The sequence below is a fragment of the Bowmanella pacifica genome, assembly GCF_014645355.1.
GTDB lineage: Bacteria > Pseudomonadota > Gammaproteobacteria > Enterobacterales > Alteromonadaceae > Bowmanella > Bowmanella pacifica.
In genome coordinates, this window is sequence record NZ_BMLS01000002.1 from 693,976 (window position 1) to 709,938 (window position 15,963).

12 protein-coding genes are annotated in these 15,963 nt (G+C 49.7%); 2 read left to right on the plus strand and 10 right to left on the minus strand.

Annotated elements, in window-relative coordinates:
- Nucleotides 1-1,236, minus strand: a complete 1,236-nt coding sequence (locus tag IEX02_RS09215) for an efflux RND transporter periplasmic adaptor subunit (RefSeq protein ID WP_188693578.1) — start codon at nt 1,234-1,236, stop codon at nt 1-3.
- 41 nt (nt 1,237-1,277) lie between these two features.
- Entirely contained in the window at nt 1,278-1,631 is a 354-nt protein-coding gene (locus IEX02_RS09220) for a hypothetical protein (RefSeq protein WP_188693581.1), read from the minus strand.
- A 274-nt stretch (nt 1,632-1,905) separates the two neighbouring features.
- On the opposite strand from IEX02_RS09220, the gene IEX02_RS09225 reads away from it, so the two are divergent.
- On the plus strand, nt 1,906-2,310 hold the full coding sequence (locus IEX02_RS09225; RefSeq protein WP_188693585.1) for an ExbD/TolR family protein: 405 nt from the start codon (nt 1,906-1,908) through the stop codon (nt 2,308-2,310).
- Here IEX02_RS09225 and IEX02_RS09230 read toward each other — a convergent pair whose 3' ends face one another.
- From IEX02_RS09230 to ampD, 8 genes are all read right to left on the minus strand, one after another.
- Complete coding sequence (locus IEX02_RS09230) at nt 2,311-4,281, minus strand: TonB-dependent receptor plug domain-containing protein (protein WP_188693588.1); 1,971 nt, start codon at nt 4,279-4,281, stop codon at nt 2,311-2,313.
- 127 nt (nt 4,282-4,408) lie between these two features.
- A complete protein-coding gene (locus tag IEX02_RS09235; RefSeq protein ID WP_188693591.1) occupies nt 4,409-6,556 on the minus strand; it encodes a prolyl oligopeptidase family serine peptidase in 2,148 nt (715 codons plus the stop codon).
- 117 nt (nt 6,557-6,673) lie between these two features.
- A complete protein-coding gene (gene lpdA / locus IEX02_RS09240; protein WP_188693594.1) occupies nt 6,674-8,095 on the minus strand; it encodes a dihydrolipoyl dehydrogenase in 1,422 nt (473 codons plus the stop codon).
- 143 nt (nt 8,096-8,238) lie between these two features.
- Entirely contained in the window at nt 8,239-10,215 is a 1,977-nt protein-coding gene (gene aceF / locus IEX02_RS09245; protein ID WP_188693596.1) for a pyruvate dehydrogenase complex dihydrolipoyllysine-residue acetyltransferase, read from the minus strand.
- A gap of 14 nt (nt 10,216-10,229) precedes the next feature.
- Nucleotides 10,230-12,902 carry a pyruvate dehydrogenase (acetyl-transferring), homodimeric type gene (gene aceE / locus IEX02_RS09250; RefSeq protein WP_188693599.1) on the minus strand — a complete coding sequence of 891 codons (2,673 nt, stop codon included), beginning with the start codon at nt 12,900-12,902 and terminating at the stop codon, nt 10,230-10,232.
- Nucleotides 12,903-12,983: 81 nt separating this feature from the next.
- The gene (gene pdhR, locus IEX02_RS09255) at nt 12,984-13,745 is read right to left on the minus strand and encodes a pyruvate dehydrogenase complex transcriptional repressor PdhR (protein ID WP_188693602.1); all 762 of its coding nucleotides are present in this window, start codon (nt 13,743-13,745) and stop codon (nt 12,984-12,986) included.
- Between the two features lie 273 nt (nt 13,746-14,018).
- Nucleotides 14,019-14,843 (minus strand): beta-lactamase regulator AmpE, encoded by an 825-nt coding sequence (gene ampE, locus IEX02_RS09260; protein ID WP_188693605.1) that lies wholly within the window; start codon nt 14,841-14,843, stop codon nt 14,019-14,021.
- Nucleotides 14,840-15,391 (minus strand): 1,6-anhydro-N-acetylmuramyl-L-alanine amidase AmpD, encoded by a 552-nt coding sequence (gene ampD, locus IEX02_RS09265; protein WP_188693608.1) that lies wholly within the window; start codon nt 15,389-15,391, stop codon nt 14,840-14,842. The genes ampE and ampD overlap by 4 nt, the downstream gene beginning before the upstream one ends.
- A gap of 68 nt (nt 15,392-15,459) precedes the next feature.
- On the opposite strand from ampD, the gene IEX02_RS09270 reads away from it, so the two are divergent.
- The gene (locus IEX02_RS09270) at nt 15,460-15,951 is read left to right on the plus strand and encodes a retropepsin-like aspartic protease family protein (protein ID WP_229702169.1); all 492 of its coding nucleotides are present in this window, start codon (nt 15,460-15,462) and stop codon (nt 15,949-15,951) included.
- Nucleotides 15,952-15,963: the final 12 nt, after the last annotated feature.

Consider the following 15,963-nt stretch of genomic DNA (forward strand, 5'->3'; position numbering starts at 1 on the left):
CTAGTGGTTGTGACCAGCGCTTTCAAGACGCTGTAAACCAGCCGCCAGGCTAGCCTCGGAGTCGAGCAAAAACTGTCCGGACACCACCACCTCATCGCCTTCTTCCAGGCCTGACAGGACTTCTACCATTCCCCTTGCCTGCATACCGGTTTGCACTTTACGCACGGCAAAGTGCTGCTCGTCGGTTTTAACAATAACCCGACTACCTTGTCCGGTTTGAATCAAGGCTTGTTTATCCATTACCAAAACATCACGCAAAGGACCGCCAAATATGGCCACCTCGGCGGTCATACCGGGCTTAATACGTTCCAGAGGATTATCTAAACTTAGACGTACTTTCATACTGCGGGTGATAGGGTCAAGCTGCGGATAAATGTAATCGATGTTGACTTCCATACCGTGGACGCCCAAGCCATCTAAACTCACTTCCGCTGGCTTGCCTAACTTCAACCAGTCGAACTGGTTTTCGAACACGTCGGCAATCACCCACAACTGTTTAAGATCTGAAATAGACAGCATTTCAACATTAGGGGTGACATACATACCGTGGCGCACATTCAATGCCGTAAGCACCCCGGATTGCTGGGCATAAAAAGGCACGGTGTAGAAGGACTGGCCGCTTTTTTCCAGTTCACTAATCACCTTTTCATCAATACCGAGTAGCTTCAAACGCAACCGGGCTTGCTTGATTAAACGCTCACGGGAAGCACCGCTGGCCCCTTTTATCACTTGCAAATAATCGTCCTGAGCAACCACCAGTTCGGGGGAATACAAGGTAAATAACAGCTCACCTTTTTCAACCCGCTCACCCACTGCATGAGCAGTGAGCTTTTCCAGCCATCCAGACACTCTGGGGTGTACATGAGAAATGGCCGACTCATCGAAGCTTACCGTGCCCAGGGTCTTGATATATTTCCACATATCATCCCTTTCTACGATTTGGGTATGAATGGACATGGCTTGCTGGATTTGGCCACTGACCTGAATAACCGGGCCGTCCTGCTGGGCATTGGCATTCAAACTAACAGGCTCCAGGTCCATGCCACATATGGGGCAACTCCCTGGGTGGTCTTTAACAATATGGCTGTGCATGGGGCATACGTAACGAACATCTCCCGTTACCGCATCCTGCTGGGCCTGACTTGGCGTTTGGCTGTGATCGTGACTCTGCTGAGCCACAACTGGCGAGCTTAGCAATACAGCGCTAAGCAAACCTGCATATATAAATGGTTTCATAACAACTCCTGAATAAGCAAAAACGAAAAAATCGGGCTTATTCAGGCATTAGGAGGGCGGAATAGATTCGACGGCAGACGACGCAATTCAGCAGGAATCAGACTTAGACGTTCTTGAGTGGCCAGTGGCGGCGGCGCAGCCAAACCGGCCAGCAAGCCACCATGGCTAACACAATGCGTAGCGCAATCGCTTTGTCCGCATTCGTCGCCACAGACATCCTCATGCATATCCATCATTGCCACCTGCTCTCCCTCGTCACAACAATCATGCTGCATTTCCATATGGTCATGCTGCATATGATGTGACTGGGCAGACACCAATGCGTCATCCTGGCTTGGCACATGAGTGCCCACCATCAGCGTAACGATCAGTATCAGACAAGTAACAATTTTCACTGGGATATCTTATTCATTTATAAAGCAGAGACAACTTTCTGCCTCGGGTGCTAAGAGTAAACAACCTTAGAGGCCTTGCCAAGTACCTTGAACTTTAAACCTTAACCTTATGGAAAGGTCAAGGTTCCCTTTCATTTTCTTAAATTGGCATTTGTTCCAGATTAAACTGTTGTTTATTTGCACAACTGTCTATTTTCGATGACTATAAGGTAAGGACGATATTGTACTAATGCGAATCACCCAGAGGGAGTGTGAATGGTTCGTAGCGAGGGCAATGATGAAGAAAAAACACAACAGAGAAACAGAAGACGCCAACATTGATATGACCCCAATGCTGGATATTGTATTTATCATGCTGATCTTTTTTATTGTGACGACCTCCTTTGTCAAAGAGAAAGGCCTGATAGTCAACCGTCCAGACGATGCACAAAAAAGCAATAAGCCGAGTAAAAATGTTTCCATTAAGATAGATGCCAACGGCTTTGTTTATATGAATGGCAGGCAGATTGATATCGAACGTGTTGAAGCCAACATTCAGAGCTTTTTGGCCGAAAACATTACCGAAAATGCGGTGATTCAGGCCGACAAAGAGACTAAACACGGCGTAGTGGTGCGCGTATTGGATCAAGCAGCCAGGGCCGGATTACCTAGACTCTCAGTAATGGTGGATAAAGAATAATCAGAATATCCACTGAAACCCCAACATCAATTGACGACGTTCCCCGGGCATGGCTGCTTGAGCCAGCCTGGGCTCGTAGACTTGATATGTTTTATCCAAGAGGTTGCTAACAGATAAGGTCCAGGCTTGGTGCTCCCGCCATTGCCAACGCCCCAGCAAATTGAGTAAAACGTACGCCGACTGACTAAATTCACCTTGTGCAACTTCTCCACGCCACAGCAAGTCCCAATTGAGGCTGAAAACTTCATCCTGATAACCTAACCTGAAATTACCATAACGCTTAAAGCTGGCATTAAAAGGCTGATCAAAAAGTGCGGTATAAGCTATCTGTGTTTCCCAATGCGAACCAAACTTGGTATTCAACGTCGACTCGACGCCTTGGATACTGTGCTTGCTGATATTGGCAAAGGTAAAACGGCTGTCTTGTTGCGTCTCCACCTTGTTAACAAAATCACGCATGTTGTTTTGAAACAAGACGGTTTCCAGTTGTGCCCGCTCTCCCTGCCATCGCCACAGTACTTCGAAGGTCGCAATTTTTTCCTGTTGTAACTCGGGGTTGCCTTGGGTAACGGCATCGCTGGAGAAAAGTTCGTTTATCGTCGGTGTGCGGAACGCCTCACCATATTGTAAGCGGATACTGTGCGCGGCATTGACGTCATGGATCAGTGCCAGTCTAGGTGACCAGTTTGTGGATAACCGCTCCACTTTATCGACTCGACCGCCCAGATATACCTGCCAGTCCCTCGCTGCCTGCCACTTGAATTGCACATAAGCGCTGCGAGCATCCTGACTGGCCAGCAGCGCAGCAAACTCATCAATCTGCTCAACACGCTGGATCCCACCAAGGTAAGCGCGGTCATCCAACAAAAACACACCATCTACTAAGTGACTGGTCATGGCACCGGCTTGGGTTTGCTCGGCGTCCAACCAGACTAATCCGGCGCTCAGTTCCAAGATCTGGCTTATTGGTTTAACCCAATCAGTACTGAATTGCACATTACGGGTGATCCAATGGGGGCCGTTAAAAAAATCATCCGATAGACCAGCTTGTTCTGCCGTCAGTAGCAAGCCTGCACTGGAAATTCGGTGCTCACTGATATCCAACGTACTGGTCAGTGTACCCTGTTCTCCCTGCCACCACTTCAGGCCGCCTTCAATGCCAATGTTCTCCGATTGATAACGGTTATCTGCACTGGCCCCACCCAAATTGATATAGCCATTCATCTTGGCTCTGGCATAGCGACCTGTCAGGTGCCAGGCCTCACTTTGTACGCCCAACTGAGCGAAGACATTATCTCTTGGATCCCTGACAAGAGACTGATAAAACTGGTGGCTTGCAGCGCCTTGGTGGTCGACATCCAGTAAAAACTGCCAATCCAGTCCTTGCCAGTCCGTAAAATAGGCGAGCGATAAACCGCGACTTCCTCTACTGCCCAGACGCGGCATTAGCATATTGCCTTCTTTGCGGGTAATTAGATTAACCACACCCATAAACGCATTGCTGCCATACAGTGCCGAACCAGGTCCACGGATAACTTCAACCCGTTCGGCTATGCTCAGTGGAATAAAAGGCATATACACCGACGCTTTGCCGAAAGAGATTTCATTTACTCGCTGTCCGTCCACCATAAACAGCACGTAACCATTGTCCAGATAAACGCCCCGGGCATGTTCTTTAGGGACAGCGCCCACCCAGTCGCCCCGGGTGACCTGAAAACCCGGCACGTAATTCAGTAAATCATACAGATTGGCGACAGCCAGACGATCCAGCATTTGACGGGTAAACAGGGTAACAGTAGAGGGGCTGGCATCTAGCGAGACGGCATCCCGTGACGATATGCTGACCTGCTGCTCCAGCAGTTCATCAAAAGTCAGATTGAAAAGCGCTTCGACGTCCTGTGCGAAAGCGTCCTTACAAATGAGGCTGCTTATCATAATAAGCAATACCGCAGTAGGACCTACACCACGCATCAAGTTGTTAAAACCTTTTACAAAAACAGCGGTTAACTGAGTCTGTAGCAGAACTTGCTAAATTACAACTTTGTAAAAAGAAACGGCGGACTCGAAAGTCCGCCGTGATTCAGCGTTTTTTAATCGCTTAAAGTTTGCGAATACCCATATTGTAAAGAGCAAAGGCATACATATCTGCGTATAGCTCAATCTGCTTAGCCGTGGGAGTACCGGCACCATGACCGGCATTAGTTTCAATGCGGATCAAGGTGGGATTGCTGCCAGACTGTTTAGCCTGCAGCTCAGCGGCAAACTTAAAGGAATGTGCTGGCACCACACGATCGTCGTGATCGCCGGTAGTAACCAGGGTGGCCGGATACTGCACACCGGCTTTGACATTATGCACAGGTGAATAACCCTTAAGATATTCAAACATGGCTTGGTTGTCTTCGGCCGTACCATAGTCATAAGCCCAGCCCGCCCCGGCGGTAAAGGTATGATAACGCAGCATATCCAATACGCCGACCTGAGGAATGGCTACTTTCATCAAATCAGGTCGTTGGGTCATCACCGCGCCAACCAGCAAGCCACCGTTAGAACCACCACGAACCATCAAATGATTGGAATCGGTGTAGTTGTTTTCAATCAGGTACTCTGCAGCAGCAATAAAATCATCAAACACATTTTGCTTTTGCATTTGCGTGCCGGCTTTGTGCCAGGCCTTACCGTATTCACCACCACCACGTAAGTTAGCAACGGCTACGATGCCCCCCAGATCCAACCAGCCAGCCCAGGCGGACGAAAAACCCGGTGTCAGGCTGGCATTAAAACCGCCATAACCATAAAGCTGGGTGGGGTTGCTGCCATCCAGTTTAGTGCCTTTTTTATAGGTGATAATCATAGGTACCTGAGTACCGTCTTTGGATTGATAGAACACCTGTTTGGACTCAAAGGCGTCAGTGTCAAAGGCCACCTGTGGCCGGTAATACACTTCTGATTCACCGGTTTGTGGTGCAAAGGCAAAGATGGTATTTGGCATGGTGTAATTACCAAAATAGTAGTACACCTCTTTGTCGTCTTGTTTGGCGCTAAAGCCGCCCACGCTGCCTACCCCAGGCAATTCAACAGTACGTACCTGCTTGCCCTGATAGTCATACTGAATGACCTTGGAAATCGCATCCACCATATACTCGGCATACAAATAACCCGCGCCTGTGGTAATGGTCAGCACATTGTCGGTCTGGGCAATAAAGTCCTGCCAGTTTTCCACCCCAGGCGCAGCGGCTGACACTTTAACCACTTTCTTGTTTGGCGCGTTAAGGTTAGTTACCAGCAACAGTTCGTCACCCATACTCTCCAGTACCGATGTATCTGAATCCGTATGATCCAGCACTGTTATCAACTGACCATCGGGCTTGTTTAAATCTCGGATGTAAAGCTTGTTACCCGACGTAGACACAGCGGCTTCCACCACCAGATACCTGTCATCTTCGGTAACATAACCACCTACATAGCGGTGTTTCTCGGCATCAATGCCGCCATAAACCAGGCTGTCATCGGCCTGAGGCTGCCCCAGTTTGTGATAATAAAGCTTATGTTGGTCGGTTTTAGCCGACAGTTCACTGCCATCAGGCTTGTCATAGCTGGAATAATAAAAGCCTTCATTGCCGTACCAGGCGATCCCACTGAACTTAATATCAACCAGCGGCGCTTCCAACTGTTCTTTAGTCTGGCTGTCAATAACAATAACCTTGCGCCAGTCACTGCCACCTTCAGATATGGAGTAAGCTAATTTGCTGCCGTCTTTGGAAAAGCTCAGGCCAGCTAATGACGTAGTGCCATCTGCACTGAATTGGTTAGGGTCGAGGAAGAGCTCGGTATTACCTTGGCTATCGGTACGATACAGTACAGATTGATTTTGCAAGCCGTCGTTTTTAAAGAAGTAGGTATAGTTGCCCTCTTTAAAGGGCGCGCCGACCCGCTCATAGTTCCACAACTTGGTGATACGCTGTTTAATTTCATCACGATAAGGGATCTGCTCCAGGTAACCGAAGGTCACCTCATTTTGTGCTTTAACCCACTGAGCGGTTTCTTCGCTGCGATCATCTTCCAACCAACGATAAGGATCAGGGACTTGCGCGCCAAAATAGTTGTCCACATGGTCCGATTTTCTGGTTTTAACGTATTGAATAGTCTGCTCGTTTGCCTGCATAGATTGCTCTGTAGGTTGCATGGCTTGCTGTGAACAACCAGCCAGGATAGAGGTCGCCAGAATGGCGGGGAGAATAGGCTTCATTGATGTTCCTTTGTTATTTTAGTCAGCGTAATTTACCCTGATTGAAAGGATTTGAAAGCCCAATAACGTCAAAAGGCGCCGTTACGGCGCCCTTTTACAGTAAAGCAATGTTAACGCTTACTTCTTCTTCGCCTTAGGGTTAGGCAAGTCAGTGATGCTGCCTTCGAAAATTTCGGAAGCCAGGCCAATAGACTCGTTCAGCGTTGGGTGCGCATGAATAGTCAATGCCACATCTTCAGCATCCGCGCCCATTTCGATAGCCAGACCAATTTCGCCCAGCATCTCACCCGCGTTGATACCTACAATGGCACCACCCACAACACGACCGCTATCTTTTTCGAAGATCATTTTGGTCATACCTTCGGTACGACCAGAGGCAATGGCACGACCAGAAGCAGCCCATGGGAAGGTCGCAGTTTCAACCTTCACACCCTTCTCTTTGGCTTCTTTCTCGGTCAGACCTACCCAAGCAATTTCCGGATCGGTATAAGCGACAGAAGGAATGCAACGCGGATCGAAGTAATGTTTCTTACCTGCGATAACTTCAGCAGCCACATGGCCTTCATGCACAGCTTTGTGCGCCAGCATAGGTTGGCCAACCAAGTCACCAATAGCATAAATATTGTTGACGTTGGTCTTCATCTGCTTATCTACGCTGATAAAACCACGCTCGTCTACTTTTACACCGGCTTTGTCGGCATCCAGTAAACCGCCGTTAGGGCGACGACCAACAGCAACCAGCACTTTGTCGTAACGTACTGCTTCGGCTGGGGCTTGCTTGCCTTCGAAACTCACGTACAGACCATCGTCTTTGGCTTCAACGCCGGTCACTTTGGTTTCCAGCATCACGTTGAACTTGTCTTTTACGTACTTCTGGTAAACCTTGATGATGTCTTTATCCGCTGCCGGTACCAGTTGGTCCAGGAACTCAACCACATCAATCTGTGAACCCAGAGCTCTGTACACTGTGCCCATTTCCAGACCGATAATACCGCCACCTAATACCAGCATTTTGCCTGGAATGTCTTTCATTTCCAGTGCACCGGTAGAATCGATAACGCGAGGATCGTCTTTAGGAATGAACGGCAGAGATACTGGCTCAGAACCCGCAGCGATAATGGCGTTGTCAAACTGAATAGTGGTTTTGCCATCTTTACCCTCAACAACTAAGGTGTTGCTGCCGGTGAATTTGCCGTAACCCTGAACATGTTGCACTTTACGCATTTTAGACATACCGGACAGGCCTTTGGTCAACTGACCAACGACGCTGTCTTTCCAGCCGCGTACTTTGTCCAGATCGATTTGAGGTTCACCGAAACTCACGCCATGGGCAGCCATTTCACGTGCATCGTCAATTACTTTAGCCACGTGCAATAGCGCTTTAGAAGGAATACAGCCCACGTTAAGACATACGCCGCCCAGGGTTTCACGGGCGTCGACGATAACAGTTTCAATGCCTAAGTCAGCCGCGCGGAAAGCGGCGGAGTAACCACCCGGTCCTGCACCAAGCACAACCAGTTGCGTTTTAATCTCGCTCATTAGTGACCTCAATCGTTCAGGGGTAAAAGTTGTTCTATCCTTTGCAGACCGGCGAATGATACCTACGCTGGCCCTGCTTGGCAAAACCTGCGGTGTCAAACTTTAGTGCAACACCGCAGGTAAGATTGTCGGAGTGACCCCGACTACAGCAACATCTGACGGATATCGCCCATTACACTGCTTAAATGCACGGCAAAACGTGCAGCCAGCGCGCCGTCAATTACGCGGTGATCATAAGACAGTGATAACGGCAGCATCAGCCTGGGTTCAAACTCCTTGCCATTCCACTTGGGCTTGATGTCGCTCTTGGATACGCCAAGAATCGCCACATCCGGTGCGTTGACGATAGGCGTAAAGGCCGTACCACCAATGCCACCCAAACTGGAAATGGTAAAGCAGCTGCCCTGCATGTCGGCGGCTTTCAGCTTACCGTCACGGGCTTTAACACTGATTTCCATCAGTTCTTGCGAGAGCTCGTAAATGCCCTTCTTATTCACATCACGTACCACCGGCACTACCAGCCCGTTGGGCGTATCTACGGCAATACCGATATGGATGTATTTTTTCATAATCAGGCTTTCACCGGATTCAGACAGCGAACTGTTAAATACCGGATAGGCTTTCAGTGCGTCAGCCACGGCCTTCATGATAAAGACCAAAGGCGTGATCTTGAAGCCCAGTTTTTTCTTGTCAGCCAGCTGGTTTTGTTCCTTACGGAAGGCTTCCAGCTCGGTGATATCTGCCTCTTCGAACTGGGTAACATGCGGGATAGTAACCCAGTTACGATGCAAGTTAGGACCTGACAGTTTCTGAATACGGGTCAGTGCCACTTCTTCCACTTCACCAAACTTGCTGAAGTCCACCTTAGGCTGGGCAATAACTTGCAATCCACCGCTACCAGCGGCCACAGCAGAGCCAACACTGGCTTTGGGACGTGACAACTCGTACTTCACGTAAGATTGCACGTCTTCCTTAAGAATTCGGCTCTTAGGGCCCGTGCCACTGACCAAGGACAAATCAACACCAAACTCGCGGGCTAAACGACGCACAGCAGGCGACGCATGCACTTTACCGGATGACTTTATCTCACCGGCACTGGGGTGATGCGGTACAGGCGGTGGGCGTGAAGCACTGGCTGGGGCTGCGCTGGGCGCAGGGGGCGCGGCGGCTTCTTGTTTAGCAGGCGCAGGCTCCACAGAGGCAGCGCTTGAAGTTTCAATCAGAGCAATCAGGCTGCCCTGGCTGACCTTATCACCGGTTTTAATCTTCAACTCTTTGATGGTACCGGCAAAAGGTGCAGGTACATCCATGGTGGCCTTGTCGGTTTCCAGGGTAATCAGGCCAGCTTCGGCTTCGACCTTATCACCTACCGCTACCAGCACCTCGATAACATCCACATCAGAGGCATCACCGATATCCGGTACGACCACTTCCTTCACTTCGGGCTGCCCCGCAGGCGCGGCGGCAGGCATTGCCTCAGCGGAAGTCGCAGGAGCAGATGCAGCCGGGACCGCCTCAGCACTGCTGCTTGCACCGACTTCCAGCAACAGAATCAAGGAGCCCTCGGAGACTTTATCGCCGGTTTTGACTTTCAATTCTTTGACCGTACCGGCCTTAGGCGCGGGCACATCCATGGTGGCTTTATCGGTTTCCAGCGTAATCAGACCGGTTTCGGCTTCTACCTTGTCACCTACAGCAACCAGTACTTCAATCACATCCACATCGGCGGCATCGCCGATATCCGGTACAGTGACTTCAATAATTTGGCTGGCGCCACTGACTGGTGCAGCGGCAGGCGCTTCAATTGGTGCTGCAGGGGCACTGGACGCAGGCTCGGTAGGCGCTTCTTGAGCGACAGGGGTTTCAGCGGCAGCAGAGGCTTCGGCTGCTTCCACCTTGAGGATCAGTTTATCCTGACCAACTTTATCGCCCACACTCACCAGGATCTCTTTTACCGTACCGGCAAAAGGGGCTGGGATATCCATACTGGCTTTATCACTTTCAACCGTAATCAGTGACTGTTCAGCTTCGATCTGGTCGCCAACGGCGACACAGATCTCAATGACTTCGACTTCATCCCCACCGACATCGGGAACCAGGACATCTTTCAAGTTAGACATACTCTTCCTCCCTATCAGGCGTACAGCGGGTTAATTTTATCGGCGTCGATACCGAACTTGGCAATCGCCTCGCTCACTACCTTACGCTCAATCTTACCGGCTTTAGCCAGTTCATGCAGGCTAGCCACCACAATAGATGCAGCATCCACCTCAAAATGACGACGCAGATTAGCGCGACTATCGGAACGACCGAAACCGTCGGTACCCAGTACCTTGAATTGGCCGGGAACAAAAGCGCGAACCTGGTCAGCGTAAGACTTCATATAGTCGGTAGCGGCAATAGTTGGGCCGTCCACACCCGCATTCAGCACCTGAGTGATGTACGCGACTTTTTCATCGGCTTGCGGGTGTAGCATATTGAAACGCTCGCAATCCAGACCATCACGCGCCAGCTCGTTGAAGGACGGTACACTGTATACGTCAGAGCTGATGGCATACTCTTCTTTGAGAATACGGGCCGCTTCACGCACCTGCAGAAAAATAGTACCTGAACCTAACAGCTTAACACTGTGCTTAGCCTTTTCAGCCTGCACCGACTCAAGCTTGTAGATACCCTTGATAATGCCTTCTTCCACACCTTTAGGCATGGCAGGTTGCGCGTAGTTCTCGTTCATCACCGTCAGGTAATAGAAGACGTTTTCCTGCTCTTCGAACATGCGACGCATGCCGTCTTGCACGATAACTGCTACTTCATAACCGTAGGTAGGGTCATAGGTAACACAGTTAGGAATACAGCCCGCCTGAATATGGCTGTGACCGTCCTGGTGCTGCAAACCCTCACCATTTAGCGTGGTACGACCGGCGGTGCCACCGACCAGGAAACCACGACACTGGCTGTCACCAGCGGCCCATGCCAGGTCACCAACACGTTGGAACCCAAACATGGAGTAGTAGATATACACCGGGATCATCGGCAAATCATTGTTGGCATAGGACGTACCCGCCGCCAACCAGGATGCCATGGCCCCAAGTTCGTTAATGCCTTCCTGTAATACCTGGCCCTTCTTATCTTCACGATAGTAAGCGACCTGATCGGCATCCTGAGGCTCGTACTTCTGCCCCTGACTGGAGTAAATACCCACCTGGCGGAACAAGCCTTCCATACCAAAAGTACGGGCTTCATCCGGAATAATAGGCACCACGCGCTGGCCAACCTGCTTGTCTTTTAACATAGCGGTCAGTACACGTACAAAAGCCATAGTGGTGGAGATTTCACGCTCACCAGAACCTTTAGTGATAGCATCAAAGGCGCTCAGCGCCGGTGCAGGCAGGTTCTCTGCACTTAAGGGTTTGCGCACCGGCATAAAACCATTTAGCGCTTCACGACGCTCACGCAGATATTTCATTTCTGCACTGTCGTCGTCAAAGCGGAAATAAGGTAAGTCGGTCAACTTGTCGTCGGAAACCGGGATATTGAAACGGTCACGGAAGTGCTTAATCGCATCCATATCCATTTTCTTCACCTGGTGAGCAATGTTCTTACCTTCACCAGCAGAGCCCATACCATAACCTTTAACGGTTTTAGCCAGGATGACCTGTGGACGGCCTTTGGTTTCGGTGGCGCGCTTATAGGCAGCATAGACTTTCACTGGATCATGACCACCACGGTTCAAACGCCAGATATCTTCATCTGACATATTGGCAACCATTTCTTTCAGCTCAGGGTACTTACCAAAGAACTTCTCACGGGTGTACGCGCCGCCCTTGGCCTTGTAGTTCTGGTATTCACCGTCAACGGTTTCGTTCATCAGGTCAATCAGTTTACCTGTGGTATCACGGGCAAATAGTGGATCCCAGTAGCGGCCCCACAATACCTTGAACACTTCCCAGCCAGCACCACGGAAGGTGCCTTCCAGCTCTTGAACAATCTTGCCGTTACCCCGTACCGGACCATCCAAACGCTGCAGGTTACAGTTAATGACGAAAGTCAGGTTATCCAGGCCTTCGCGGGCAGCCAGGCCGATAGCACCCAAGCTTTCAGGCTCATCACACTCACCGTCACCCATAAAGCACCATACGCGCTGGTTGGAGCAATCCTTCAGGCCACGATCGGTCAGATACTTAAGGAAGCGGGCAGTATAAATTGCCTGCATTGGCCCCAAACCCATAGACACGGTAGGGAACTGCCAGAAGTCAGGCATTAATTTAGGGTGAGGATAAGAAGAGAGGCCCTGACCATCGGCTTCCTGACGGAACAGATCCAGTTTTTCTTCACTCAGGCGACCTTCAACAAAGGCGCGGGAATAGATACCAGGTGACACGTGACCCTGAATATACAGGAAGTCACCGCCATCTTTATCGCTTGGGGCGCGGAAAAAGTGGTTGAAGCCCACATCGTATAACATGGCTGAAGACGCGAAACTGGAGATATGTCCGCCCAGCTCGAGATCTTTCTTAGACGCCCGCACCACCATCATCAACGCATTCCAGCGAATGGCACTGCGGATCCTGGCTTCGATAGTCTGATCGCCCGGCATAGTTGGCTCCTGGCCAGCCGGAATCGTATTCACGTATGCGGTTGTCGCCGTATAGGGCAAATACGCACCGTTACGACGGGCTTTTTCAATCAGAGATTCAAGCAGGAAATGGGCTCGCTCAGTACCTTCGTTTTCCAGTACCGCCTCGAGTGCCTCAAGCCATTCTTGTGTTTCCTGGGGATCCACGTCTGGCTTAATCAGTTCTGCCATAGCGCTTTCCTTTCATTGATGAATGGGGCTAGTGGATAAAGATAGTGCAAAACACCGCTTTATCCGCCGACATTCTGTTGTTTATTCTGGCATTTCTATGCGACGCAGGGTGCGTTGCATATTGGTATTCTGCCGGTTGATATCGAGCAGGGTCTCTTCAATAAAGGCCAAATGCTCGTTGCTGGCCAGCCTGGCCTGTTCAGGATCACTGGCCACAATCGCATCCAGTATTCTTACCCTTTGCCTGTCTATTTGCTCACTTACCTCAGGGTAAGTTGACAGCACTTCCAGGTTTCGCCTGATGTTATCCTTAAGCAAGGGCTGTAAGCCCATGAATATATGTAGCATTACCATATTATGTGAGGCTTGAATCACTTCCAGATAAAAGCTGGCCAAACCTTGGGCATGGGCTTCAAAGTCTGACCTGTCATTTTCCTGTGCCAGCCTAACCTTTTCGTAGGCCTGCTTGATAGCTTCGATCTGCTGTTCATTGCCACGCAATGCCGCGTAGTAGGCAGCCATACCCTCCAGCGCCAAACGAAACTCCAGCAAATCAAATTGTGACTCAGGTCTGGATGCAATCAATTCAAGTAAAGGGGCATTCTCTAATACCGCCAGCTTGCTTTGTACAAAAGTACCACCGCCTTGCTTGCGTACCACCAACCCCTTTACTTCTAATTTCTGAATAGCTTCACGCAACGAGGGCCGGGATACGGCAAAGCGTTCAGCCAAATCACGCTCAGAAGGCAAGCGTTCACCTGGGGTGAGCTTGCCGTCAAGAATCATGGACTCTAACTGTTCCATAATCACATCGGATAATTTAGTGGCGCGAATTCGTTGCATTGCACTCATTTAAAAGTGGTAATACCAATTAACCTATAAGCATAGTGCAAAACGACAGGCAGGTAAAACAAGATTTTTACATTGGCATTTCAACAGCATTATTCAAGATTAATACGGCAAAGCGGTGATTTGACTGGTTAAATCGCATTGGTAAGACCAATTTATTCAACTTGAAAAAGGGATAGATAAACTGATCAGAGCAGTTAACAAGAGGGTCTTACATAAATAAACGGGGCCACCCGGCCCCGCAAACAATTAGCAAGTAACTTAAAATCAGCGCAGCATTCCGCTCAGCGTCAAGACCGCGACAACAACCAACAGCAGCATCATATTGCGTTTGACCAATCTAACCATAGTGCAAGGTTCGTCAGTACAAGTGACCTTGTCATCTTCTACATATTCTGCCGCTTTAGCTACATCGGTAATCAAACGCCTGGCAGGCGTCGACAGATCAAAAGCAAAACCTAACCAGACTGGCAACGCGCGTGAGAAATGGCCAACAACAAGCAACCCCAGACTGGCCAGCCTTGCCGGTATCCAATCGACAGCTTGCATCATTTTCTGCCATTGTGAATGCAAAGCAGACTGCTGTTCAGACAAGTGAGCAAGCATGGCGCGGGTAAGCACATAAAAGACCGCCCCTGCGCCCCCAAAAGCCACAAACCAAAGACTGACTGCGATATAGTGACGGTAGTTTATCCACACCAGGCACTGGCCAAAGCTATTTTGACTGTCACAAGGATAACCTAATTGCTCCGCGTAAAGATGCGTTGCTTCAGTGTCTCCGCGGCTGGCTGCCTGCAGATAACCTCTGTAGCTGTCTCTGAACCTGGGACAACCAATGCACACCATCAGCACCGCGGTATTGAGCAAGAACTCCACAAGAAAAGCATCCAGGCTATATACCAAGCCTCCCAACACTAAGGCTGGCAATATAACAATCAATGCTATGCCAATAAGGTTACTCTGCTCATTGAGCCAGCCCCTGCTGTGCAAAAACTGGAAATACTGACCTAGATAGAATTCCGACTGCCAATATCGGGTTTTCCGGGTAGAGCGCTCTAACGCTAATACCAGTAACAAACTGATCAATGTCATGATAACTCCCTCAATGCCGTGCGGTATTCTTGCCAGTTAAAAGCGGGGCCCGGATCCGTTTTTCTGCCCGGGGCAATATCGCAATGGCCAACAATACGCCCCAAACTAATCTCAGGGCAAACACACATAATAGCCTGGGTCAGGACTTCCAGGCTACGATATTGCGCCGCCTCATAAGGCTTATCATCTGTACCTTCCATTTCCACACCGATACTAAAATCATTACAGTTTTCTTGCCCCTGGAAAACAGACTTCCCGGCATGCCAGGCCCGGGCTTTGATTGGGACATGCTGTACTATGTTGCCATTGCGGTAAATGACAAAATGGCTGGAGACTTTCAAGTCCTGCAGGTCACTAAAACTGGGATGACAGTTGCAATCCAGTGTGCCGCTGAATAATGCTTCTATATAAGGAAGACCAAACTGCCCGGCGGGCAGCGATATATTATGAATCACCAGCAAATTGACTAATGTTCCTGCTGGACGCTGATTAAAATGTGGAGACGGGCAACGGCGCGCGCCACTATACCAACCTTGCGGGTCGAACATAGGTGAAATTCCAACGGGGTTTTAGGTACTATAACGCCCCTGAAATCTGGTTAACAGATGGAGAGCATATGGCACGATGGATGTGGATACTGACGTGGGTCAGTGCCCTGGGGTTATTGACCCTATTATTTGATAAACAGTTGGCACGGCAATTTAACCCCAATGACGCCCCCAGCTCATATATGCAGGGCAGCAAAACCAGTGTCAAACTCAAACGCAATCGCCAGGGGCATTATGTTACCAGTGGCTTGATAAACGGTCAGCCCGTTGTCTTTCTACTCGATACCGGCGCGACGCAAGTCTCTGTGCCTTTGCATCTTGCGCAGCGCCTGGGATTGAATGCAGGCCAACGCTTTTGGGTAAACACCGCTAACGGCCGCATTGAAGTAGCATCCACCCAACTGGACAGCGTCCACATTGGCAACATCGAACTAAATAACATTAGTGCAAACCTTAATCCGGGCATGCAATCCGATGAAATCCTGTTGGGTATGAGCGCCCTTAAGCAACTTGAATTCAGCCAGTCAGGTGACGTACTCACTCTGACCCATAGCTTTTAATGAGAATATGAC